This is a genomic window from Mucilaginibacter sp. PAMC 26640, from assembly GCA_001596135.1.
Taxonomy (GTDB): domain Bacteria; phylum Bacteroidota; class Bacteroidia; order Sphingobacteriales; family Sphingobacteriaceae; genus Mucilaginibacter.
Genome location: CP014773.1, coordinates 5,143,417 through 5,169,218, shown reverse-complemented (window position 1 = coordinate 5,169,218; position 25,802 = coordinate 5,143,417). Strand labels below are relative to the sequence as shown.

22 protein-coding genes are annotated in these 25,802 nt (G+C 41.7%); 12 read left to right on the top strand and 10 right to left on the bottom strand.

What is annotated here, in order from left to right; translation table 11 throughout:
- Window positions 1-8: 8 nt before the first annotated feature.
- From A0256_22375 to A0256_22360, 4 genes are all read right to left on the bottom strand, one after another.
- Window positions 9-221, bottom strand: a complete 213-nt coding sequence (locus A0256_22375; protein AMR33996.1) for a hypothetical protein — start codon at window positions 219-221, stop codon at window positions 9-11.
- Window positions 222-302: 81 nt separating this feature from the next.
- A complete protein-coding gene (locus A0256_22370; protein AMR33995.1) occupies window positions 303-986 on the bottom strand; it encodes a hypothetical protein in 684 nt (227 codons plus the stop codon).
- A 170-nt stretch (window positions 987-1,156) separates the two neighbouring features.
- Complete coding sequence (locus tag A0256_22365; GenBank protein ID AMR33994.1) at window positions 1,157-1,663, bottom strand: hypothetical protein; 507 nt, start codon at window positions 1,661-1,663, stop codon at window positions 1,157-1,159.
- Between the two features lie 324 nt (window positions 1,664-1,987).
- A complete protein-coding gene (locus A0256_22360) occupies window positions 1,988-2,644 on the bottom strand; it encodes a hypothetical protein (protein ID AMR33993.1) in 657 nt (218 codons plus the stop codon).
- A 296-nt stretch (window positions 2,645-2,940) separates the two neighbouring features.
- Here A0256_22360 and A0256_22355 point away from each other — a divergent pair, with 296 nt between their 5' ends.
- Complete coding sequence (locus A0256_22355) at window positions 2,941-4,086, top strand: hypothetical protein (GenBank protein AMR33992.1); 1,146 nt, start codon at window positions 2,941-2,943, stop codon at window positions 4,084-4,086.
- A 330-nt stretch (window positions 4,087-4,416) separates the two neighbouring features.
- On the opposite strand, the gene A0256_22350 is transcribed toward A0256_22355, so the two are convergent.
- A complete protein-coding gene (locus A0256_22350) occupies window positions 4,417-5,433 on the bottom strand; it encodes a chemotaxis protein CheB (GenBank protein ID AMR34649.1) in 1,017 nt (338 codons plus the stop codon).
- 807 nt (window positions 5,434-6,240) lie between these two features.
- On the opposite strand from A0256_22350, the gene A0256_22345 reads away from it, so the two are divergent.
- Window positions 6,241-7,782, top strand: coding sequence for a sodium-independent anion transporter (locus A0256_22345; GenBank protein AMR33991.1), 1,542 nt, complete (start codon window positions 6,241-6,243; stop codon window positions 7,780-7,782).
- Window positions 7,783-7,989: 207 nt separating this feature from the next.
- On the opposite strand, the gene A0256_22340 is transcribed toward A0256_22345, so the two are convergent.
- Window positions 7,990-11,178 carry a chemotaxis protein CheR gene (locus tag A0256_22340; protein AMR33990.1) on the bottom strand — a complete coding sequence of 1,063 codons (3,189 nt, stop codon included), beginning with the start codon at window positions 11,176-11,178 and terminating at the stop codon, window positions 7,990-7,992.
- A gap of 124 nt (window positions 11,179-11,302) precedes the next feature.
- On the opposite strand from A0256_22340, the gene A0256_22335 reads away from it, so the two are divergent.
- Together A0256_22335 and A0256_22330 are read left to right on the top strand one after the other, a co-directional pair.
- Window positions 11,303-11,614, top strand: a complete 312-nt coding sequence (locus A0256_22335) for a hypothetical protein (protein AMR33989.1) — start codon at window positions 11,303-11,305, stop codon at window positions 11,612-11,614.
- Window positions 11,615-11,658: 44 nt separating this feature from the next.
- Window positions 11,659-12,513: a hypothetical protein gene (locus A0256_22330; GenBank protein ID AMR33988.1), complete on the top strand. Its 855-nt coding sequence runs from the start codon at window positions 11,659-11,661 to the stop codon at window positions 12,511-12,513.
- Between the two features lie 212 nt (window positions 12,514-12,725).
- Here A0256_22330 and A0256_22325 read toward each other — a convergent pair whose 3' ends face one another.
- The 4 genes from A0256_22325 to A0256_22310 form a co-directional block, all read right to left on the bottom strand.
- Window positions 12,726-13,019 carry a hypothetical protein gene (locus tag A0256_22325; GenBank protein ID AMR33987.1) on the bottom strand — a complete coding sequence of 98 codons (294 nt, stop codon included), beginning with the start codon at window positions 13,017-13,019 and terminating at the stop codon, window positions 12,726-12,728.
- A 30-nt stretch (window positions 13,020-13,049) separates the two neighbouring features.
- Window positions 13,050-13,373, bottom strand: a complete 324-nt coding sequence (locus A0256_22320) for a hypothetical protein (protein AMR33986.1) — start codon at window positions 13,371-13,373, stop codon at window positions 13,050-13,052.
- A 124-nt stretch (window positions 13,374-13,497) separates the two neighbouring features.
- Window positions 13,498-13,887, bottom strand: a complete 390-nt coding sequence (locus A0256_22315) for a hypothetical protein (GenBank protein AMR33985.1) — start codon at window positions 13,885-13,887, stop codon at window positions 13,498-13,500.
- Window positions 13,880-15,070: a PAS domain-containing sensor histidine kinase gene (locus A0256_22310; GenBank protein AMR33984.1), complete on the bottom strand. Its 1,191-nt coding sequence runs from the start codon at window positions 15,068-15,070 to the stop codon at window positions 13,880-13,882. Before A0256_22310 ends, A0256_22315 begins: the two co-directional genes overlap by 8 nt.
- A gap of 215 nt (window positions 15,071-15,285) precedes the next feature.
- Between A0256_22310 and A0256_22305 the strand changes: the two genes are divergently transcribed.
- From A0256_22305 to A0256_22270, 8 genes are all read left to right on the top strand, one after another.
- Window positions 15,286-16,485, top strand: coding sequence for an acetate kinase (locus A0256_22305; protein AMR33983.1), 1,200 nt, complete (start codon window positions 15,286-15,288; stop codon window positions 16,483-16,485).
- A 1-nt stretch (window position 16,486) separates the two neighbouring features.
- The gene (locus tag A0256_22300) at window positions 16,487-18,871 is read left to right on the top strand and encodes a phosphoketolase (protein ID AMR33982.1); all 2,385 of its coding nucleotides are present in this window, start codon (window positions 16,487-16,489) and stop codon (window positions 18,869-18,871) included.
- Between the two features lie 257 nt (window positions 18,872-19,128).
- A complete protein-coding gene (locus A0256_22295) occupies window positions 19,129-19,377 on the top strand; it encodes a hypothetical protein (GenBank protein ID AMR33981.1) in 249 nt (82 codons plus the stop codon).
- 37 nt (window positions 19,378-19,414) lie between these two features.
- Entirely contained in the window at window positions 19,415-21,823 is a 2,409-nt protein-coding gene (locus tag A0256_22290) for a hypothetical protein (GenBank protein ID AMR33980.1), read from the top strand.
- Window positions 21,824-21,835: 12 nt separating this feature from the next.
- A complete protein-coding gene (locus A0256_22285; protein AMR33979.1) occupies window positions 21,836-23,191 on the top strand; it encodes a hypothetical protein in 1,356 nt (451 codons plus the stop codon).
- Between the two features lie 5 nt (window positions 23,192-23,196).
- The gene (locus A0256_22280; GenBank protein AMR33978.1) at window positions 23,197-23,904 is read left to right on the top strand and encodes a hypothetical protein; all 708 of its coding nucleotides are present in this window, start codon (window positions 23,197-23,199) and stop codon (window positions 23,902-23,904) included.
- Window positions 23,901-24,545, top strand: a complete 645-nt coding sequence (locus tag A0256_22275) for a hypothetical protein (GenBank protein AMR33977.1) — start codon at window positions 23,901-23,903, stop codon at window positions 24,543-24,545. The genes A0256_22280 and A0256_22275 overlap by 4 nt, the downstream gene beginning before the upstream one ends.
- Window positions 24,542-25,801 (top strand): hypothetical protein, encoded by a 1,260-nt coding sequence (locus A0256_22270; protein ID AMR33976.1) that lies wholly within the window; start codon window positions 24,542-24,544, stop codon window positions 25,799-25,801. Before A0256_22275 ends, A0256_22270 begins: the two co-directional genes overlap by 4 nt.
- Window position 25,802: the final 1 nt, after the last annotated feature.

The following is a 25,802-nucleotide window of genomic DNA, read 5'->3' as shown; positions in this document are numbered from 1 at the left end:
CTGTAATGCTAACGGAATACTGCAGCAGTTTTTTCCAGGTCTTCATAGGTGTATTGTTTAAGTGTCTGTTCGTTTAGGTGAAAATAGATGATATTTACAGTGTCTGACGATATGAATTTTTGAATATAGTTGGCGGTAGACAGTAACTGATCCGCCGATAGGTTTTCCCATCTAATTTCGTCACCGCGTAGTAAACCATATTGAGGCAGGTCTTTTTGCAACGTGTAAAAGTTGCTGCCGCTTGCTTTAAAAATTTGGCTGTCGGTGAAGCTTTCACTTTGTAATCTCTTGGCAATGCCTGCCTATTGCCTTTGCCTAAAAACTACTGCCCAGCTAAAAATAGGTAGTCCAATATCAATCGGCATAGGATATTCGCTTAAGTTATTACCCGCATATTTTTCCAGTTCGCTTTGTTCCAGTATAGAATTTTGATGGCCATATTTGCGCAGGTTGCCCATGTTATAACACATAAGCATTACGCGGTCTACCGGTGGTATGCCACTGCTTTTTTGATTTTTAAGTTGATGCAGGCGCAATGTGGCAGATAGTTTTTTGTTTTTAAGGCCTGAGTCAGTTCTGATGCGCTTAAGCAGGTAAAAGTAGCTATCGCGGGTTGTGCGTGTCCAGTCGCAGTCAAGCTGTAGTTCGCTATAAGATGTCTTGCCTGACGGTTTGATCCGGCCGTTTACATAGTAGATGATCTTCCGGGCAAGGTCGTCCAGTTGCTTGTTAGTTTGATTTTTAAGTACATCATTAACAATAAATACAACTGGAATAAGCTGTACAGAATCTGGCAGAACTGTTTTAAAGGTAACCGGCGATACAGGCACAATACCGTTATCGCCGTAGTTTACGTCCATGATTCGCACGTAAAATTTTTTGCAGTCGAGCGCGCCAAAATATTTTTGTTCCGTTTTATTGGTATAGTAAACTGTTTTCCAATAATAAAAGGAAGTATTGATGACCCTGTCTCTACGGCAGGACATGAAGCAAAATAGAAGTAACAGGAAAAAGTAAATTGGGAGCGGTTTAAGCATTTTTAAAAGTACCAGTGATCAACTCAGCATAATATTAATAAGAAGTAATCAATATGCCATTTAAATTGATACTTTAAGGCGCAATAAGTACTCCACCGTGCTCACGTTTCGACTTTATATTATTGCTCGATGATTATACCATTTACTGAAACCTCTTGGCAGCTTATTGATATGGCTGCCGAGCCATATGTTTCTCCGTATCCGCCCGCAGCTACATTGTCTGTATAGCTATACAAGCTTGCTTGTTTAAACTTGATAATTCTTGTCGGGTTTTTGCCATAGGTGTCAACAATGGTAATCGTACCGTCGAATTTGTTTTGTTTTTTGGCAAACACGCTCAGTAATTCTTCGTTGATTTTTTTGGCATCCATAGTCAGGTAGAGTGGCGCTGGATTGTAACCGGCTATCTTGCTTAGTGTAGAATCCCTATCTGATTTTATGGCTGGCGTATCTTCGTAAGTCCGGGATAGGGACGTAGTTATGCCGTTTAAATCTGTTATAATATTTTTCCCTTTAAAAGGAACTGTTAATTGAATTTTTATTCTGTTTTCATCAGTTTGTGCATACGTGCTTGTTGCTGAAAATAAAGAAAGCGTAAATAAAGCGAAGACAAATATATTTTTCATGAACGGTATTAGTTTGTGTAGTTAACGGATACCTGTAGTAATTGTTGATTTATAGTCGATATATAACTTAAGTGACTCTTTTAAAAGATATAGTTCAAATCAAATCTGTGGGAGACGCAGCACTCAGTACGTAAATACTTCTCAGCAGCAAAATATTCGGCAGTGATAGCAAAATAATAGGTTTTTGGTTGTAATATAGCTTAATCGTATTGCTGAGAAGTTGAGTCAACGAACGACCCTTGGTCTCATGCGCGCAACATAACTTAGCGAAGCGTTTGCGGGATATCCACAGAAGTTTATCATCAGCACACAAGGATAGATGTACTACATTTTTCCGCCCTTTTTCAAACCATCTATAATCACACTTGAATAATTAGTGTCGCCGCCTACAAGCAAATCAATTGTACAATTGCTCAAATCCTTGCTCCACCTAACTATAGGCTGCCCGGTTTTATTCAGTGTATTAATGGTTATTGCAACTTTATTCGCAATCGGTCTCCATCCTGCTGCAACCCCTACGCCTCGTTCAGGGTTTAAAAACTCTCCAATCGTTGTCAAAGTCGTCATGCTGAGTTCGTAGCTATTATCTGTTAATTTTGTACTACGTGCATTTAATGTGATATGCAATTTGCCAGAGATTTTGGCAATTTCTTTTGCACACGCAGCTTTTTGTTGAGCTGTTGTATTTACAGAAGTTTTTTCTGCTGAGTTTAATATATCAGTACCATAGACCTTATCGAAATATTTACCTAAGTAGGAACTTAAGTAAGAAAATGTTGAAATGTCGAAGGAGCGCTTATCAGACATAATCCTGGTAAACATCTCCGCTGGCCCATTGATAGTAATGCTCTCTTCTATAACCTTAGCCCTTGACCAATTATATTTTTCTTCAAGGGTTTGAACTATATCGACAGTAGATTGCGCCTTTGTATAAAAAGGGGTGGCTATTAATAAAATAGCATAAAATAAAAGTATTCTCATTTTTGATATGGTTGATAGTTGAACGGCAATAATTGCTTAAGGGTTATCAAAGCCCGTACCAACATGATCATGATGTGAATTTAATTACAAAACCGTATTTACGCCGCTTGTGCCGATAGTAAACCTCACTTCTTTATAATCTACAATTTAACACATCTTCAATAAAAAAAAGCGCATAGTACTCTTTGATCCTGACACGCAAACTAGTTGAAACAATCCCACCTTTTTAAGCTTATTTAACGGAGCGATCATCCACATCTGCTAAATTCACATAGCGGAACTTAAGGATAGTACTCATGGCAATGGATACTATAGAATCGTTAAAGAAAAAAAACATCGAATTGACGCTTGAAACCGAACGGCTTAAAGTCGGAAACAGTCAAAACTTATTCAGAACAATTTTTGAGTGTTCGAGATTAGCCAGTAAGGTGATCTCCCCCGACTTAAACATCCTTGAGGTTAATATGGCCCTGGTCAAACTACTGGGATATGACACCAAGGAAGAGATCATTGGTGCGCATATCCTTGATTATTCCCCATCGGCAGATAAATCACATTGGCAGGCTCTTCAGGAGCAACTTTGGCACAAAGAAACTCCGTTTTTTTCTTTAGAAACCCGGCTAATCAAAAAGGATGGGACGATGATCTGGTGCCAGGTAACATCTATTCTTTTTCCGGATGAATCCGGACTTCTTGGATACACAATTATTGTTGACGTGTCAGAGCAACATCAGTTAAAAGTGCATAAAGAAGAATTTATAAGTGTGGCGAGCCACGAACTCAAAACACCTATCACCAGCCTTAAGGCAAATCTGCAGTTGATGAGCCGGATGTTACAGACAGAAACAACAGTAACGGAACGGCTTATTAAAATGACAGAAACTGCAGAAAGAAATGTTATTAAGCTAAATTGCCTCGTGAATGATTTGTTGAGTTCTACAAAAATAGAGCAGGGGCAATTGTCTTTAAAAAAAGCGACATTTAATGTGAAGGAATTGGTTGATGAATGTTGCAGCCACATTCGTTTGGAGGGAAAATATCATATCAATTACCTGAGTAGTATTTCTTATTCCATATTTGCAGACAGGGAGAAAATTGACCAGGTACTTGTAAACTTGGTTAATAATGCTGTAAAACACGCATCCGAATCCTTAGAGATTACCATAAATGTGCAACATCCAAAAGGAATGACTAAAATATCAGTCAGCGACAAAGGCAAGGGAATTGGACCTGAGAATTTAAGTAACCTTTTCGACCGATATTTTAGAGTAGCGAAAGATAACAACCACGCATCAGGTTTAGGGCTTGGTCTATATATATCTGCTGAAATTATTAGATTACATGGCGGTGAGATGGGGGTAGAAAGCGAATTAGGTAAAGGAACTACGTTTTGGTTTACTGTGCCCGATGAGGAATTGCCTGAAATTTCAAATCGTAAATAATATGAAATGTAAATAAGGTAAGCAAAGAAACTACAATAAATGGCAAAAGGCCCGGATTATGAAGGAATCAGTAAACCGCGGTTTAACTCCTCTAATAATAATGTTGGATATTCCGGGACCTTGATCATGCAATTCCATAGGACGTAAACCGTTGAGTTGTGTAGATAGTATCAGAAATTAAAATGGACTGACGGGCTTAAAAAATATTGCACAAGTTTGTCCTGTCCTTGATTTTTTTGAAAAAACTTTTGGTGTAGATTATTTTAAAAGTGTAATATCTCTTCTGTATCAGGCGTGATATAAATGATCTGAAAGTAAACCTTTAAATGTCTAAATGGGCATGTTGTTTGTTGGTTCTTTATCACCTGCAAGGAGAATAGCTTTGATACGGTCAATATGAACCTGAGACATATTTGCCCTTTCTAATGATGATTTTGCAGTAGCTCCCCGTTGATCTTTAGCTACGGTCGTGAGCAGGTTTTTGCGTTCTTCAAACATCCTGAGCGCTGTCCACATCGTTTCCTCTATTTTCATGGTTTGCTCTGCAAGCAAAGATGCGGAGGTATAGGCATGCCCGGTATGGCAGCGGTAACGCAGCGCAGAACTCTCATCTATTTTCCATAATACTCCGCCACAACCAGGACAATTGAAAGGCACTTGTTCGCCTAAAGCATTTACTGAAGGCAGATCGCTCAATACCCTTTTTGCGATTTTTGTTTCTATTAAGATGTCTTTGGGAATAGGTTTGCTTTTACCACTTTTCTTAGAAAGAAGCTGGTAGAGTAGGCCGCCCATTTCCATAAGGGGCAAACAGTAGTCAACCTTTGTTTGGTTTAATGCGTTGTTGGGCATATCAGGATATTCAGCATCTGCAGGATCTTGAACTATACATGTTCCGCCACATCTTTTAATAGCTATCATACCCGCTGTACCGTCATCTAAATAGCCCGTCAAAAGTATGCCTATAACCTTATTAGCAAAAACTGCGGCGGCGGAACGAAAAAGTGGGTCGATAGCTGGCCTTGACCGGTTTTCCTGCGCCCCTTTGGTAACTAAGATTTTTTCATCGTCATCGATCATTATGTGATGATCAGAAGGTGCCAGATATATATGACCATTTTGAAGACTGGTGCCGCTCACCGCATGTTCACATTTTAGGCTACCCAATTTATTCAGCGCGTTTAAAAGTACATTCCCTGTAGCATCAGCTGAAATATGCTGAACGATCAATATTGGCGCTTCAAACTTTTCCTGCAACTGGCTAACTAACGATTTTACGGCATTTAACCCCCCTGCGGACGTTCCTACAACTACCACTTTCTTTATCTGATCTTGTTTTCTTGATATAGCCATAAAATAATTTTTAAAGTAGAAGGTATAAGCACTTATCAAGTGGCAGGCGAAAGCAAAATGTTGAACCTTTATCAATTTAGCTTTTTACCCATATCTTGCCATTATTCCGCTGTATAATTTCGGAGGAAAGATACAGGCCAACCCCAAAACAGGAAATTGACTTTGCCTTATGGTTCTCTATGCGATATGAATTAGATCATAATTCTTCTAAGTTAAACTATTTGTTTAAGAAAAGAATTTAACCAAGCACTTTTATAAAAGCATTAAATGATTAAATGGTCTCGTTGCATACGTTAATTTTCGTTCTTTAAACGACATGAATAGTACGTTTAATATCAAAATATATCGGTCACCTTTTTGTGACCCGTTAAAATTAAATTGTGTAACTTATTGAAAAATAGTGCCAGTAAGCCTCCAGATAATAAGGCAGCGGCAGGTGCGCCTGCCAGAGTTAGAAGTATAGACTCTCTATCCGTTAGCAAAATGTTTTAAAGTCCTAACAGACACCTGTAATAATCAATTGATTTAGCAACGCCTTTTCACGAACTTTGAAAGGCGAAATACTTTTTTATCGTGTGTAAGCATTTTTTAAAATACTATAAATATTAGCGGCTGCATTTTAATGATTTGCCACTAAAGCAGTTTTTTCTTATTTTCGCAGAAGAATGATTTGCATTATTTCATCTTCACCCGTTACACCACCCTGATATTTAAGGAATGAACTTTTAGCGCCATGATTCTTTATGGCGCCTGTATCCTTATTTTTTTAAATTTTATTCTTGTTCTTCCATCAGTCATTCTATGAAGGTATATCTTAATTTATTCGACTTTTCTCAAAAAATCAATTACAAAAACGAAATATTAGCCGGTTTAACCGTTGCCATGACAATGATGCCTGAATCATTATCATTTGCCATCCTCGCCGGATTCCCGCCACTGGTTGGTTTGTACGCCGCATTTATAATGGGTTTAATTACCTCCGTATTTGGTGGCCGGCCCGGGTTGATTTCTGGTGGTGCAGGTGCGACTGTTGTTGTATTGATCGCCCTGATGAAATCAAACGGCCTTGAATATGTATTTGCTGCGGTAGCCTTGGCCGGCCTAATCCAAATAGTAGTTGGCTTGTTTAAACTGGGCAAATTCATACGGCTTGTGCCACAGCCGGTCATGTATGGTTTTGTTAACGGTTTGGCTGTTATTATTTTTGTGGCGCAACTCGAGCAGTTTAAAACCGTGGTGGGTGGCCATGAAACCTGGTTGTCAGGTCCGCCGCTTTATATTATGGCGGGTTTAGTTGCGCTGACCATCGGTATCGTAGTTGTATTGCCACGTATCACCAAGGCGGTACCGCCATCTCTGGTTGCTATTATCGTCGTATTCCTGATCGTGCTTGGGTTTGGAATTCCTACCAAAATTGTAAGGGATATTGCCGAGGTAAGCGGTAGTTTCCCACCATTCCACATACCGTCTGTCCCGCTTAACCTGGATACATTAACAACCATTTTTCCTTATGCCTTGATTATGGCCGGTGTTGGTTTGACGGAAGGGTTACTAACGCTTAACCTGGTGGATGAAATGACGGCTACCCGCGGTAACGGCAACCGTGAAGCGATTGCCCAGGGCAGCGCCAATATCCTGAACGGGTTCTTTTTTGGAATGGGTGGCTGCCCTATGATAGCGCAAACCCTGGTTAACCTATCCGCGGGGGCCCGCGCCAGATTATCAGGGATCATCGCTTCGCTAACAATATTAGTCATTATCTTATTTGGTGCGCCTATTATTGAGCGCATTCCAATGGCGGCATTAACCGGCGTAATGATGATGGTAGCTTTCGGGACTTTCGAATGGATCAGCTTTCGCATTATTAATAAAATGCCAAAACAGGATGTGTTTGTGGGGATACTGGTTGCTTTGATCACCATTTGGCTGCATAACCTGGCATTAGCCGTTTTGATAGGCGTAATTATATCAGCCTTAGTATTCGCCTGGGAAAGTGCGAAACGCATAAGGGCAAGGAAATTTATAGACGTTACTGGTGTTAAGCATTACGAGATCTTTGGCCCTTTATTCTTTGGTTCGGTCACCGCGTTTGTAGAAAAGTTCGACGTGTTGACAGACCCTGAGGAAGTGGTGATCGATTTTAAGGAGAGCCGGGTTTCGGATATGTCCGGTATCGACGCATTAAGCAAGCTGACTGAACGATATCGCCTGGCCGGGAAAAAGTTGCACCTGAAACACTTGAGTGAAGATTGCCGTTTGCTGCTTAAAAATGCTGGTAATGTGATCGAAGTAAATATATTGGAAGATCCTGCCTACCATGTGGCAACAGAAAGATATTCTTAGCTGCGGTGTGGCAAATTATCCATTGGTTTAATTGATCTCAGGCGGGCGATTTATTTCCTGAAATCAAAATGTACCAGCAGGGTTTTATTGCTTCTCGTATTCTCTATCACCTTGATCAATTTTCGCCGGGAGCAAGCTGCCAGTATATCATTATAATTTGAGACATTAGCCGGTTTATCAATCATAACCGAATGAGAAATTCACAGCCTAATCTGTTACTAATACCGGTATTGGAAGGCATATCGTGAAAGTGCTTCCTATTCCTACTTCACTTTCAACGGTCATATTGCCGTCGGCTGCATTTATAATTTTTTTAGCCAGGTACAGGCCAATGCCTTGGCCTTCAACTTCTTTATTTAACCTTCCGTACATGCTGAAAATAATGTCCACCTGGTTTTTTGCTATGCCAAGGCCATTATCGTTAACGGTAAGCGTAATGTGATCCGCATCCCTAAAGATAGCGATGTGGATGAGCGGGCTGCTTCCGTTAGTGAATTTAATGCCGTTAGCTATCAGGTTGTAAAGGATACTTCTCAGATTCTTTTTTGAGAACATTACCTTTTTAATTTCCAGATTTTTAGTGATCACTGCACCGCTTTGCTGAATCCTGCTTTCAAGGCTCCATTCAATATTAGCTATAATTTCTTCTACATCCACCATTTCCATGCTTAGCATATCGCCCTCAATTCGGGCTACAACCGAAATATCGTTGATAAGTGTACGGAATTTTTTAACGGATGAATTTATGATCGTGATGAACTTGGATAGCCCCGGGTCTGTTACTTTAATCAGGTTCATTACCCCAATGCTGGTCTCAATGTTGGCTAACGGTGCCAGCAAATCATGTGAGGCTGTGTGTACAAAGTTATCCAGATCGCCGTTTATGCGTTCCAGGCTTTTGTTCTTACGGTTCAATTCTACCTGGGTGGCTTTTAATTCTGTAATATCGTTAAAGGTAACTATCGCCCCATTTCTTTTTTCATCAACCATTTGCACGTAAGGCATCGTCATGATCTGGTACCACTTCCCATTATTGGTCTCTATCTCCTTAGTTATAACCGTGCCTTCGGCCAAAACCTGCTTAATGTCCTCAATAATAGTTTCGAATTTAATATTGGTGGAGATATTGCTTAGCGGCCTTCCAATATCGGTTTCCAGCAAGTTGATCTGTTTTACCGTGCCCGGCGAAAATTTCATTAGCAACAAATCATTGTTAATAAATAATTGCCCATTAATATTGCTTCTGAAATAATTGTTCAGGTCGTCATTGATCTCCAGTAATTCTTTATTTTTTAGCTGATAGTCGGCATTAATGGTATGCAATTCTTCGTTAACCGATTGCATCTCCTCATTGGTACTTTGCATTTCCTCGTTAGCGGAGATCAGTTCCTCGTTAAACGACTGCATATTTTCGTTGGAAGCGTCCAGTCTTTCATATGCCGAATGCAGTTTCACCTGTAGTTCTTTCAGTTCCTCTTCTAAATTCAGGGTGTATTTGTCATGGTATATCTTTTCATCAAAAATAGCATCATCGGCAATAGGGGTTTCTTGCTGCTCATCCTGGCGAATGGTTACTAGGAGTAGTTTTTGCTCATTTTTGTTCACTTTAAGCAGACTGATTACCAGCGTTACCTTAACCGTCAAGCTTTCGTGTTTGATCTTTATACCAGTTAACGTGGCCGGTTTACCCGTTTGGCCAACTTTCTGCTTTAGCGCATTAAATGCAACGGCAAGCGGTTTAGGCAATAGTTCTGCAAGGTTTAAATTGAAATGTTGCTTAAGCAGATATTTGGTATTACCGTAAGATTTTACAACTAAATTGTGTTCATCTATACACACGGCCAGGTAATCCTGCTGCTCGGCCAACTGCGTATTCATAGCTTCAGAAACGGTGTTATTAGTACTTAGGGTATTTTCCTCCCGTTGTATAGCGGGTATCCGCTTGCTGTCAAGTAACTCCGGCAGTGTGAAGGCATCAAAGCTTACTTCACGCCTTGCTTTTAAATTTTTATAGATTTTCCATTTTTTTTGAACTACTTCCAGGTTTTTAATTATTGGCATGGGGTTTTCACTGGATCCAAGGAACAAGTAGCCGTTCATTTTTAAGCCGAACAGCATCATGGAAAAGATTTTTTTCTGCAAAACCGGGCTCATATAAATGAGCAGGTTGCGGCAGCTTATAAAGTTCATATTACAATAAGGCGGGTTTTTCACCAGATCATGCTGGGCAAAAATCACCATGTTGCGGATCTCCGGGTTAACCCGGTAACATTCGCCTTCTTTATTGAAATACTTTTTCAGCCTTGCTTCAGAAACATGCTTCGCGATGTCCTTGTTGTAAATGCCTTTACCGGCAAAGTCCATAGCTGCGCTGTCAATATCTGTCGCAAAGATCTTAACAACGATATCTTTATATTTCCCGCTAAGTTGTTCGGCAACTAAAATAGCCATAGAATAGGCTTCTTCACCTGTCGCACAGCCTGCCACCCACATTTTTAGTTCTTCACCCGGTGTTATTTGCGCTAATACAACCGGTATTATTTTCTTTTCAATAAAAGTGAAGGCTTCCTTGTCTCTAAAAAAAGATGTCACACTGATCAGAAATTCCTTCGCCAAGGCTTCCACTTCTTCGGTATTCGACTTTAAAAAAAACAGGTATTTTTCCAGCGACGAGAAATTTCCATGGTCTGCCCGCCGTTTGGTTCGTCTTAGAATGGTTGGTAGTTTGTAATCAGAAAAATCCAATGTTGACCTTTCTTTAATGAGGTCTACAATCTTCTTGATGTATTTTTCATCATTTTGGTCATCTTTATCTACCGTCAATTCTTTGTTTACATAATCTTCTATCGTGTCCGGCATCGCAGCAGGTTCCAATATAAAATCAACCAGGCCTGTTGCTATCGCGTGAGATGGCATGCTGCTAAAATCCGTAGTTTCCGGGTTACGGGCAATTACCATGCCGCCGGCTTTCTTTATGTTTTTAACCCCTTCAGTACCATCAGACCCTAAACCGGACAGAATTACGCCGATCGCCTTAGTTCCACAATCCACTGCCAGTGAATTGAAAAAGGCATTTATTGTTAAATGCGGGGCCTTAACCTTTGCTTTATTGGTTAACCGTAAACGCCCGCCTTCAATGGTCATGAATTTATCATTGGGAATAAGGTACACCTGATTGCTCTTAATTTCAGAGCCATCTTCAGCTTCTAAAACTTCCAGCTTGCTGTGCTTGCCTAAAAGCTCTACCATTCGGCTTTTAAAATCAGGGGATAAATGCTGGACGATGACATAAGCAACCCCATCCAGAGGAGTATGATCAAAAAACAAATTGATCTCGTCCATACCGCCGGCAGATGCGCCAATGGCAATTATGTGATGAGGAACGATATTCTGCATAATAAAGGATTTTTTAGAGTTTAAGAAAAGCGATATCGAACCTTACAGGAAAGGGGCATATCAAATGTACAACTATTAACCAGTAAAATATTTTTAATCACTGGTTTAACATTGGCTTAGTGAATTGAAGTTAAATATCGTTAAACTCGAAGTTTTGCTGGTAACAAAAGTAATTGTCATCATATTGCCAATCCAGCATCAGTCTCCATTTACCGGTCTGGCATTCTTCAATGGGAATTTCCAGCAAACCGTCATTGTCAATCTGAATTATTTGTTTTTTTGGCGCAGTGGTATCCAACTGAAGCAGGCAGGCCCGGCCTTTAAAGGGGTGATTAAAATTGAATTTCAGCGTTTTCATAGCAAGCGGTTGAGGATGGATACAAATATGCGCAACCTGCACGGGCGCAAAAATGACGAAGAGCATAAATTGGGCTGATCTCCGGCATTACGCCTGCCATCCAAATGCGCCAATTTTACATCATGAAAAAAATCCTTATCCCTACAGATTTTTCGGCCAATGCAACGCATGCCGCCGAATATGGCTACCAGCTGGCCCAGCAGTTAAAGGCAGATGTAGTGCTCTGCAATGCAGTGATCATTCCGGCGGAGGCACCGCAGGCCGGACTGGTGGTTTGGCCAATGGAAGAAACGACCGTGTTGCTTCGCAATAGCGAAGTTGAGTTGAAAAAACTAAAAACAAGTATGCAGCAGCATGATCACTCCGATAAATTTCATCCTGCTATTACCTACATAGAGCAAGCTGGTATGTTAACCGATGTAGTGAATGATATTGTGAAGACCCAGCATACAGAACTGGTGGTTATGGCTACCCATGGAAGCGACAGCCTGAGTGCTTTTCTTTTAGGGGACCATTGTAGTAAAATGATTGATAATTCCTTAAAATCGCTGTTGCTTATTCCGCAGGCTGCCAAATTTATGCCAATTAAGAAGATCGCTTTTGCAGTAGATATGTCAAATGCGGAGAAGGATCTGGAGGAAATCCATAAAATCATTCCGCTGGCCAGAACATTAAACGCGGAAATCCTTATTGCGCATAAACAGCCTGACGAAGAGCCATCGCCAGCGTTAAAAAAGCATATGGATAACTATCTTACCGATCTTTCCAATAAAGCAAACTATCCCAACATTTTTTATCGGGTAGTAACCAGTGAAAATACTGAAAAAGGGTTAAAATGGCTTTGTGAACATGGCCAGGTAGATATGCTTGCAATGCTTCACCGCCAGCATGGCTTTTTCGATTCCCTTTTCAACGGCAGCCATACAAAACGTATGGTGAGCCGCGTTGCTATCCCACTGCTTGTGGTTTCGGCATAATTAGGATTTGGGAGTCATTTTTCGTGCTAGCGGACTCATGGTGAATGATTTGTTTATCAAATATAGTGATGCAGAAAATAACCATTTAAAAGCAATACAATGGGTTTCCTTCAAATAAATAACACCAATAACGGCAGTTATTGGTGTTATTTTCCTGTTGTCCGCTTAACGGTTATTAACTTAGGCGATGAGCAGCTCAACCGGGTCGGGCTTTAACTGCATTTCTCCGTGACAAAATTAATGAGCTGTTCTTCCAGCAATGTAATATTATAAGCAATATTTTCTGTGTTACCAGAAACGATTATCTCATCTTCAGAAACGGTAATTGTTAAAGTAACGCCCCCTTCTACTTCCGGAAATATAACATTGATGATGTCATACACGTGAGCAAAATCTATTGCCAGGCTGGAATCTAAACTGGAATTGATATAATCCGGGAATTCTTTCTTTAAAAGGTCGAACAATTTTTCAGCGCTTACCGGCTGTACATTTGCAATGGTTTTCATAATTGATTTTAGTTAAATATAGGGTGACACTTATGAAACCGGCAGAAGCCGGTTATGTTCATTGGCCATATCCAGGTTTATTATTGTTTGCTCTGCTATCAGCTGCAAGTCTGCAGGATTATCACTTGTGCCACGGTTAATGATGAATTTGATTCCCATCTCACATAATTTACGTGTTACTTCTTCTGTTGGAATGCTGCCTTCCGGCATGATGATGGCCTCTTTCCCTTCTGCATAGTGAACCGTATCAAGTCCCAGCGGGTTAGCTATAAGTGTGATGTCATGTTTCTTATTATTTGCTTTAGCAAAATATTCAGTTTCAAATGCCCGTACACTATAAGCAACCACCTTCATATGTATTATATTTAGTTGTATAAAATTAGCCTTAATCTAGCTGGTAAGACCGGTGTTCGGTTGCCTGGAAACATGATATTGATCAGTTTTTATGTCGGTCATTAATAAGGGTAATTCCTTTGCTCTAATTTTTTTCCTTTTCAACCTGCTTTTTAAAACGGGTATCTATCGCGTTAAGTAATTCTAAGTCATCAAAAGGCTTGGTGAGGTAATCGTCGGCACCCATCTCTATGCCTTTGCGCAGGTCAAGTGGTTCCGCCCTGGCCGTCAGAAAGATGAAAGGTATCCTGGCTGTCTCTGGATTCTCATGCAATAGGTTTAAAACCATGTATCCATCAAGTTCCGGCATCATAATGTCGCAAAGTATCAGGTCGGGTTTGTGCTGTTTTGCAAGGTGCAAGCCCGCTTTGCCGTTAGATGCTTCATAAACATTGAATCCTGCCAAACCCAGTATTTCCACCACGTTATCGCGGATGTCGTCATTGTCTTCAATAATCAGCAATGTTTTACTCATGATTTGGGAATGAAATTGTAAATAATGTACCCTGCCCAACTTCGCTTTTAAAGTTGACCGACCCGTTCATCAAACCTGCATACCGGGTTACGATGTTGAGGCCCAGGCCTGTTCCGGGGATAGTTCCTGTATTATGCGCCCTAAAAAAGGCTTCAAACAGGTGTTTCTGATCAACTTCCGGAATGCCGATACCATTGTCTTTTACCGTGATAATACAATGATCTGTATTGATCTCGGTATTGAAATCTATGAAACTGTTTTCGCCCGAATATTTGATCGCATTGGTGATGAGATTATTGATGCAGTTTTTTAGCAAATTTTGATCGAGCCGAACCATGCTGTTAACACCTTCATGTAAATAAATTATATTCTGATTTTTTTTAGCTATCACCTGCATTTCTTCCACAATTTCTTCAGAAAATTTGACCAGGTCGAAATCTGTATACGACACTTCTTCTTTACCGGCTTCCAGTTTTTCGAGTGAAAGAAAATCGTTCAATATGGTAGTAAGGTTGCCAACCGCTTTTTTTATTTTACCCACGTGCTTGGTAACGTGCTCGCATTTAAGTGGCTCTGCATATTTTTCGATAAGCGATGCGGATAGCTTAACAGAGGTTAATGGTGTCCTGAATTCGTGGGAAGCCATGGATACAAAGCGGCTTTTTAACAAGCTCAATTCTTTTTCTTTACCCAGCAATACACTCATTTCGCTCTGCGCAGTTTCTAAAGCCTGTACGCTTTTTTTAAGGGAAATTGTGCGTTGCTCTACCTGCTCTTCTAAATGCGCTGCGTATTTGGTAAGCTGCCGCTGGGCTTCCTTTTCATTGGTGAGGTCATGAATAAAACCGGTGTAAATTTGCCGCCCGGAAAATTGCACTTCGCTTAAGCCTAAACGAAAGGGGAAAATCGTACCATCCTTCCTTAAACCCAATACCTCCTGGCCGGTTCTTTTCGTGTTGGACTGGCCTGTATCCTGGTATCGGAAGATGAAATTATCCAGCTGGTCTTTGTCCGGGTCGGGCATCAGCATCCTTACATTTTGCCCAATAACTTCATCCGGCTCGTAATCAAATAGTGTGCAGGCGGCAGGATTGATCAACTCTATTATGCCTTTATCATCGATGGTAATGATACCATCTATTGCATTTTGTATCATGGCAATTAAAAGCGCGGTGTTTTCCATAATTGGTGAGGACCTGACTGTTTGATCGCCGAGGCAAATATCAGCAAAGATGGTGATTGTTTTAGCTGATGAGGTGCAGGGTAATTAATGATGCTCATCACTATAAGCAATTGAAAGCTTATTTGTTACAGCCGAAGTGAATTAATGATAAGCGTCACTATCCGTTACGGTGCTGGTCATTTAAAAATGGGAAGCCCGGCCTTAGGTTTGTTTTAATGACAAACCCCGCTAACAACCATATTTTAGTAATCAATTGCGGGTCTTCCAGTCTCAAATTCAGCATCTATGATTTTGGGGCGTTTGAGTTGAAAATGACCGGCACGATGAGCGGGATAGGAGAAGCTTCCGGCCATTTAAAAATTAGTAACAGCCAGGGGCACTCGCTTGAAAACAAGGAACAGAAATATACAAACTTGCCTGGTGCGGTTAAGGAGTTGGTTGCTTTAATGAGCGAGGGCCATTTTGTATTTAATTTGACTGCGATTGGTCACCGGCTGGTACAGGGCGGTCCGGATCACCGCGAACCGGAATTGATCACAGCCGGGCTTTTGAAAAGTCTTCGCGAATTTGTTTACCTGGCCCCCAATCATTTGCCCGGCGAGCTAAGTGCTATCGAAGCCTTCCGGTCGGCATTCCCAAATATCCCGCAAATTGCTTGCTTTGATACCGCCTTTCATAAAGATCTGCCAACCAGCATTAAGCATTACCCGCTTCCGGAAGCCTACCAGGGCAAAGGGTTGATCAAATATGGCTTTCATGGTTTATCTTATGCCTACGTGATGCAAAAGCTTACTGAAGAAGATGCTGACAATGCCAGCAAAAAGATCATTATAGCGCACTTGGGTAACGGTGCAAGCATGGCCGCCGTGCAAAACGGTAAAAGCATGGACACAACGATGGGGATGAGCCCTATCGGCGGATTGGTTATGGCTACCCGTTCAGGTGACCTGGACCCGGGGGTGATCCTGTTCCTGCTCAAACAATATGGGTTGAGCATTAATGAACTGGATGAGTTGCTGAGTAAAAGATCGGGCCTCATTGCTATTGCCGGCACCGGTGATATGCAGGAACTGTTAGCCCGCGAAATTACGGATAGCACAGCGGCGGAAGCCATTAAAATATTCTGTTACCATGCTAAAAAGCAAATTGGCGCGCTGGCGGCAGCTATGGGCGGTTTGGATATTTTAGTTTTTACCGGGGGCATCGGTGAAAATTCACCGGTTATACGGGAACACATCTGCAGCAATATGAACTTCCTGGGTATCGAATTGAACCAGCAAGCCAACGATACAGGGCAACAAACGATTTCATTGAAGACTAGCCGGGTACGCCTTAGGGTGTTGCCCACAAATGAAGAATTAATGATAGCCAAAGCGGCGCATCAGGTTTTAAATCAAATTATTATAAATCAATAAGATGGAGACTGAATTAATTAACATAGAAACCGAAACCGTAGCGCAGGACCTGCTGCAGAAAATGGATGCTTACTGGCGTGCTGCTAATTATCTCTCAGTAGGGCAGCTTTATCTGCGCGATAATCCGCTGTTAAAAGAACCGCTGAAACTGGAACACGTTAAAAATATGCTGCTTGGGCATTGGGGAACCACCCCCGGACAGAATTTTATCTACACACATCTCAATAGAATTATCAATAAGTATAACCTGAATATGCTATACGTTTCAGGGCCGGGGCATGGTGGACCAGCTGTGGTAGCGGGCACTTACCTGGAAGGTAGTTATACCGAAGTTTATCCGCATATTTCACAGGATGAAGACGGATTAAAAAAACTTTTCACCCAGTTCTCTCACCCGGGTGGCATCTCCAGCCATGCTTCACCGCAGGTTCCGGGCTCCATTCATGAAGGTGGAGAGTTGGGTTATTCTTTGAGCCACTCCTTTGGTGCCGTGATGGATAATCCGGACCTGATAGTGGCCTGTGTAGTGGGTGATGGCGAAGCGGAAACGGGTCCATTGGCTACGGCTTGGCACTCCAACAAATTTCTAAATCCGCTGACCGATGGAACTGTTCTGCCCATTTTACACCTTAACGGTTATAAAATCTCTAACCCAACTATATTAGCCCGTATACCGCATGAGGAGCTGTACCAGTTATTCAGCGGCTACGGCTGGAACCCCATATTTGTGGAGGGAGATGAGCCGGAGAAAATGCACCAGGATATGGCTAAGGCACTTGATTATGCCGTTGACAGGATCAAACAGATTAGATATGAAGCCGAACATCAAAATAATGCGCGGCCGTGCTGGCCAATGATCATCCTCCGGTCGCCCAAAGGCTGGACTGGCCCTAAAGTAGTTGACGGTTACCAGATTGAAGGCAATTTCCGGTCGCACCAGATCCCGCTTTCTGTCTCAGCATCGGCACCGCCCGAACACCTGCAGTTATTGGAAGATTGGCTAAAAAGCTATAAGCCGGAAGAGCTTTTTGACGAAAATGGAAAACTAAGAGAAGAACTGGCTGAACTGGCTCCTAAAGGCAACCGCCGCATGGGTGCTAATCCGCATGCCAACGGCGGCCAACTGTTACGCAACCTGCGTATGCCCGATTTTAGGAATTATGCAGTCAATGTAACATCTCCCGGGGTTAATGGCGAAGGCGACACCTATGTTTGCGGCAGATTCCTGCGCGATGTGATCAAAGACAACCAGGAGAAGAGGAACTTTCGCATTTTTGGCCCGGACGAAACCGTATCTAACAGGCTGGATGCTGTGTTTGAGGCTTCCAGCCGCCAGTGGGATGCCCCGGTAGCGGCCCACGATGAATTTTTGGCTCCCCAAGGCAGCGTTATGGAAATGCTGAGCGAACATCAGTGTGAGGGCTGGCTGGAAGGTTATCTGCTGACCGGCAGGCATGGCCTTTTCAACTGTTATGAGGCATTTATTCATATTGTAGATTCCATGTTTAACCAGCATGCAAAATGGTTGAAAACAAGCGCAGAGTTGCCCTGGAGGAGAAAGATCGCTTCATTAAATATATTGCTTACCTCAACCGTGTGGCGGCAGGATCATAATGGCTTTACCCACCAGGACCCGGGATTTATCGACCATGTAGTTAATAAAAAAGCGGCGATCGTACGGGTTTATTTACCGCCTGATGCTAACTGCCTGCTTTCTGTAATGGATCATTGCCTGCGCAGCTACCACTATGTTAACGTAATTGTAGCAGCTAAACATGCCGCGCCACAATGGCTTAATATGACCGAAGCAGTTGATCACTGCACGCGCGGCATCAGTATATGGAACTTCGCCAGTAATGATCAGGATCATGAACCGGACGTTGTGATGGCCTGCTGCGGTGATGTGCCAACCCTGGAAACCCTCGCAGCAGTATCCATATTACATGAGCATATGCCCGAATTAAAGATCAGGGTGATCAATGTGGTGGACCTTTTCAAACTGCAAAAAAGTTCAGAACATACACATGGGCTTTCTGATAAGGATTACAATGAATTGTTTACTACCGATAAGCCGGTGATCTTTGCCTTTCACGGTTACCCATATTTAGTGCACCGTTTAACCTATAATCGTGCGAATAATGTGAATATGCATGTGCGTGGTTATAACGAGGAGGGTACCATCACCACATCATTTGATATGACCGTGCTAAATCAAATGGACCGGTTTCATCTGGTTATCGATGTCATCGACCGTATACCGCAAACCGGCAGTAAAGGGGTTTACCTTAAACAGCACCTGCAGGATAAATTGATCGAACATAAAGATTATATCCGAATGCATGGTAAGGATATGCCGGAAATATTGAATTGGAAATGGAAGCAGTAGTCTGTTACCTTTGCCAGGTGCAGTTGTTTCAAAGTGTAACCATGCCTAACTGATCACTGGTGGCGCTAATTGCTGAGCATCCTTTTGGTATTTGTCAAAAGCTGACTATCCTTTCAGATTGCGGTAGTTTGAACCAATGGGATCATAGATAGTAATCAATATTTAAAGTACCGATACGCAGTGATTGAGGGTTTCGCACCCGAAATGCGGTGGATTTGATTTTATACTTTACAATTTATATATCACTGGATAAGTAGATGGCGCGGTTAGCAGATTTAAATTCTGCTGCCGCGCCATCAGTTTTATTGGTCTTAAAACCGGCAATTATTAGCCTTCTTCTGATTCAGCACATTCAAGCTGTGGCCACTTCAAGGTGCGAAAGCTATTCTGTTCATTCGGCGCAAATATGTTCAGTTTATTCAAAACCTGTTCAGATAGCTACAAACCTCTTTAAGCTCCCTAACTTTCCAAAACTGAAAATTGGGGCAAAATTAGATACCATTTAAAAACCCGTGTGGCCGGTATTTATACATCTATTAGCTTATGAATAAAGTGGATATTTTAGCGGATAAGCTTGATTTTACCTACAAAAAGGCAGAAAGCGCCGGCGATTTAAGAAGCATATTAGCTATCGGCCTAAATTATTGGTACGTATTCGCAATTAGTGTAACCATATGCCTTTTTACTACTTTCATTTATGTACAAAGCTTGCCAAACAAGTGGAACGTACAAAGTAAAGTGATTGTTGAAGATGATAAAAACAGCCCGGCAAAATCCCTGGTAAATGGAAATAATGCCGATCTCTCGTCGCTGCTTAGCATCAAAAGTAATGCGGATAATGAAGTGAAGATCCTGAAATCGAGCAGCCTGCTCAAGAAGGTCATTTCGGCACTACAGCTCAATGTTCATATTTACAATTCCAGCACCTACAAAGACGTCGAGCTCTACGATATGGCTCCATTTACAGTCGCTCTTAGCAAAAACGAAGACCCGACAGCATCCGGTATTTACAAAGTGACTATACTGAATGATGAAAAGTTTCGCTTATCAGCAAATAAAGAAGATTTTGATGTTGAGGGAGTTTTTGACAGCCCTTTAAAACTTAATAATTACACCCTTACTCTTCGTAAAACAAGCAGGTTTATGCCAACAGGCGATTATAAGCTGGCTGTTGAAACTATGAAGAAAGCCGAAAAGGCCCTGGCAGACAGTTATAGTGTTGGATTGAACGATAAGCAGACAACAGTGATAGACCTGCAATTGAGTTATAATAACCCCAAAAAGGGTGAGCAGATCCTGCAAAAGATGATGGAAATATATTTGGCGAACAACCTGGCTAAAAAGATCCGGATTGCAGACAGCACCATGAAGTTTATTGATAACCGGCTGGTGGTTGTAGGTTCTGAATTAAACAAGGTTGAAAAGAACCTGGAGCAATATAAAGTGAGAAATAAGATCTCTGACATTGGAGCACAATCAAAGGCCCTGGTTGCGGGTGCCGAAGATTACCAGGATAAATTAAATGGTAACCAGGTGCAACTGGATGTAGTGAATAACCTGTATAAGTATGTTAATGATGGGAGTAACCCCCAAATGGTACCTACATCGCTGGTTATTAAAGATGTATCATTTGGTACGGCCATTAATGCGTATAATGAAATGCTATTGCGCAAAGAGCAGCTAAAGCTAAACTTACTGGAAACCAGCCCGGTTATTAAAAACCTGGACGAGCAAATAGAACTAAGCCGAAAATCTTTACTAACCAGTTTGAAAAACTATCGCAGCAGTCTGCAGGTTTCGCAATCCACTATTAAAAAGCAAAATTCTGTAATCGCCGGCAATGTGTCCGAAGCGCCCGTTAAAGAGCGGATCTATCTGGATTATTCGCGCCAGCAAACGCTTAAACAGGAACTGTACTTGTTTCTTTTACAAAAGCGCGAAGAAACTGCAATTGCGCAGACTGCTACCATTTCTAATTGCAGCATTCTGGATAATGCTGAAAGTGATGAATCTCCCTACGCACCCAAAAAAACCACTATATACCTTATTGGCTGTTTTGCAGGATTGTTCCTGGCTGTTACAGCCCTTTGTATCAAAGAATTGCTCAATACCCGCATCAATACTAAAGCCGATATTGACAGGCATACAGATGTGCCATTATTAGGTGAGATTAGCCGGGGACTGCAAAATAACAGCCGTAAACTGCTCGCAAATAATGGTGCGCACTCCATTATTTTAGAAGAGATCCGCGCACTGCGTACCAGTTTAAAATATGTAACAGATAAGAGTAAATCTAATGTGATACTGTTCACTTCGAGCATGAGTGGTGAGGGAAAATCCTTTATTTCATTAAACCTGGGAAACTCTATTGCGCTATCCGGCAAAAAGGTTGTGCTGCTGGAACTTGATCTGCGCAAGCCCAAATTGTTGTATAATCTGGGTTTAAATGAAGAGTATGGCTTTACCAATTTTGTGATATCGCCTGATAAAGATTGTTTCGATGAATTAATCAAACCATCTACTTTCAATGAAAATTTCTTTTTTATTTCATCCGGCCCAATTCCACCTAACCCGGCAGAGTTGCTGATGAGCGACCGCATTAAAATATTGATTGACGAACTACGGGAGAGATTTGATTATATCATCATTGATTCTGCACCGGTGGGCCTGGTTTCTGACGCGTTACTGATCGAAGAATATGCAGATATTACCTGTTACGTTGTAAGACAAAATTACACCTATAAATCGCAGCTGGGAATTGTAAACGACCTACACAAAGCCAAAAAAGTAAAACAATTATACCTGGTTGTTAATGGTATAGAGACCAGCAAAAATAATATAACCGGTTATGGGCATGGCTATGGTAAGTATGGGTATGCAATGGAAGAGGAAAAGAGCAGTACTAATGTGTTCACATCGGTAATGAACAAATTGAGGCCGGGTAGCCGATAAATTGCAACGGTCATGATAAGCACACTACAAACCAATTTTTATAATTTTTTAAATAGCGGGCACCGCCGGTCTGTTAACGTAAAGAAGAATATTTTAAGATCATTATTGCTAAAGGGTGGCAGTGTGGTTATATCGCTTGCACTGGTACCACTCACTATCAAATATGTAAGCCCGGCCCAATATGGTATCTGGATCACACTGAGTTCGGTAATAGCATGGGCAGCATTTTTTGATATAGGAATGGGTAACGGCCTCAAGAATAAGCTGGCGGCAGCCATAGCACTCGGAGACAATGATCGTGCCCGGAGCTATATTAGTACCACTTACGTTTTATTGAGCGGTATTTCTATTGCGCTTTTTTTGCTGTTTAGCCTTTTGAACGCTTACATCAACTGGCAGCAAATATTAAATGCTCCGCAAAGCGCGGGTCTTGGCCGGTTAGCACTGATTATGTTTGGTTTCTTTTGCCTCCAATTTGTTGTGCAGCTTATCAATATTGTTTTAACAGCCAGCCAGCAGCCAGCCATTTGCGCTTTGCTTAATGTTATAGGGCAGGCCATTATGCTGGTCGCTATTTTTATTTTGACCAGGGTAACGCAAGGAGCGCTTACCTACCTGCTGCTGGTAATGGCCGGTGCGCCAATAATGGTTTTAAGTATAGCAAGTATTTGGTTTTACAATGGGAGTTATAAAATTATTGCGCCTTCCTGGCGTGCTGTAAACCTTGGCTATGCAAGGGAAATGCTTGGGGCCGGCAGCGCTTTTCTGTTGATACAGTTAGGCGCCCTCGTGCTGTACGAGACAGATAACATAGTGATTACCCAGCTGTTTGGCCCACAACACGTAACAACCTTTAATGTGGCCTATAAGCTGTTTTCGGTGATCCTGATGCTGTTTACAATTATTATTACTCCGTTTTGGAGTGCTTTTACAGAGGCTTATACCAGGCAGGATTATAACTGGATAAAAGCAACTCTGCATAAAATAAATAAAGTTTGGGCTGCTTTAAGCTGCGCAACTTTACTCATGCTGGCCTTTTCGCCCTTTTTATATCGGTTATGGCTTGGCAAACAAGTGAGCGTTCCGCTAAGCCTGTCAATTGCTATGTGCGTTTACACTATTGCTTCTATCTGGCAAACCATCCACGTGTACCTGTTGAATGGTATTGGTAAAATTCGTTTGCAGTTATACCTGGTTTTGGGCAGCGCGCTGGTTAATATACCGTTAGCCATTTGGCTTGGAAAGCTGATTGGATTAGCTGGAGTGATAATTTCCAACACTTTGCTTTTTATTGTTATGGGCGCTATTTTCTCTATTCAGGCTAACAAGATAGTAAGTGGTAAAGCTCAGGGAATCTTTAATGCATAGCGTATATGAAAGCCTACCTCGACAGATCTTTATTTAAAAATCCTTTAGGGCAGCACGCGAGCTGGGTGAAACTGAAGTGTGCATTGCAATTGAAATACTGGGGTAAACATTTACGCATCGGTTACCTAAGCGTGGTGAATAATTGTGCTTTCGGGAGTTATAACTGGATAGGCGAGCACTGCGTTCTGATCAACTCAGAAATGGGCGATTTTAGTTATACCAACAGCTACACCTATATTATGCATACCAAAATGGGCAAATATTGCTCGGTAGGCCCAAATGTTAAAATAGCGCCGGGGATGCACCCCTCATCAGTATTTGTAAGTACGCACCCCACGACTTTTAATAACCAGGGCAATTTTGTAAGAAATTTTGCGAACAAGGCGGTTTTTAAGAACTATAAGGAGGTAAGCATTGGAAACGACGTTTGGATAGGGGCCAACGCTATAATTATAGATGGCGTTACGATAGCCGACGGGGCAATTATTGCAGCCAATTCGGTAGTCGTAAAAAACGTTGGCCCGTATGAAATTGTAGGGGGCAACCCGGCTAAGGTAATTAAAAAGCGATTTAACGATGACCAGGTAGATTACCTGCTTCAATTTAAGTGGTGGGAGAAGGACCCCGACTGGATAGCGCAGCATATTTCCCGCTTTTGGGATATAGAAGATTTTGTTGAATATGAATACAGTAATGAAAGCTTATGCATATGATCAGGAAATTTTACAAGGCGCTGAGAGTGGTTTTCTACAGAATGGCAAGAAGCTATTCGTGGGTGATCACCTTTTTAAAGTTTCACCTTAACGGCGTACAATTCAATAACGATTTTACGGGTTACGGCATACCTGTAGTAAACGTCAATTTACAGGGGCGGTTTGAAATTGGGAAAGGGTTTACATTTCAAGGCGGTAAGTATTTTAACATGCTCGGGCGGCAGCAGCCCTGCTATTTTATTGTAGCCAAAAACGCGTTGCTTTCTATAGATGATAATGTAGGCATCAGCGCTACCGCTATTATTTGCCATAACCACATAAGTATTGGTAAAAATGTAAAAATTGGTGGTAATACGGTTATTTACGATACCGATTTTCATTCGCTCAACCCACACTATCGCAACAGTTATCCGGAAACTAAAACCGGCGTTAAAACCAGACCGGTTATAATTAAAGAGGGAGCCTTTATTGGTGCCCACTGCACCATTTTAAAGGGCGTAACTATTGGCGTAAATGCTATTGTAGGGGCAGGATCGGTAGTGAGCCGGAGTGTGCCCGATGGGCAAATCTGGTGCGGCAATCCCGCCCGCTGCATCAGAGAGAGCTACAGCATAACTCCCAAACAAATTTTACAGGCATGAGCACATCCAGCAAATATCCTTTAATGCTGCTGGTGCTTGTATTGGCATCGTTTTTTCACATACAAATTTTAGTGCTTGCAATTGTACTTGTAATTATAGTAATGCCACTTTATCACCACTTTAAAGCCATAAGAACGGCCGGATTATTTGCTGTTTTGCTTTTGCCGGTATTGCTGGGCCTGGTTGTAGGCTATCGTAACCAGAACTACAACATCATGAAAGACTTTTACTATTTCTCGCTGCCGGTGCTGTTTGTTTTATGCGGTATAGTCTTGGCATGCCGCTTAGCTATTGCTGATTTCCTAAAAACGATAATCGTAGCCGGTGTTATCACTTCGCTGCTGGTAACGGCTGTGTCTATCTATTTTGTAGGCCCAAGCACACTTATTGATCCTTACTCTGCTCATTATGCAATTGGCATTGTGGGTACGCCTGCACCGCCTTTGGCGCTAGCCATTTTACTGCTTAGCCATAAATTTAACATCACCTTGTACAGCCGTAAGTGGTTCAATGTTTTAACCGCAATCAATCTATTCGGCGTCTATATGTTTGCTTCGCGTACCTACCTGGTGATTACCTGCTGCTTCGTTTTTTTGATTGTTGCCGATAAAGTAAAAAAGCTATGGATTGCACCTGCACTATTTATGTGTTTTTTTCTTTTCAGCATTGTTCCGGCTGATGCATTCAAAGTAGATTCCTCCAGTACCTTCATGACCAAGATTTTCAGCTCCTTTTCTGAGATGAGCATTAACGATTATCAAACAGAACAGGATATCAATACCCGTTACAGGGGGTATGAATCTTTTATGGCCCTGCGCGGATACCTGGAGGGCAGCACAGCCGAAAAGGTTTTTGGTGGTTTGGGTAAGCTGATAGACCTCAAGGTTTTTATACGCTTAGGTAAAGATACCGATTTTCAATACATCCCGGTATTGCATAACGGTTGGATGTATATACTAGTTAAAACAGGATTAACCGGTGTACTTATTTATCTGCTTGTTTTTTTTGGACTCATCATCACCAATTGGAAGGCTTATGCAGACACAAGCGGCAGGCCTATCATCAGATTTTTTGCGTCCATAGCTATAGGTTGTATCCTGAGCTTGTTATTCACAAACTATGTAGTAAGCGCTTTTTTTAGCGTGGAAATGAGCATCCTCATGATTACCCTTGGTTACTGTTATCTTAACTACAAATCATTGCTTTTTAAGTTAAGTAAGGCTCAGGAGAAAGCCACCCAATTATTGCCGGGATAAT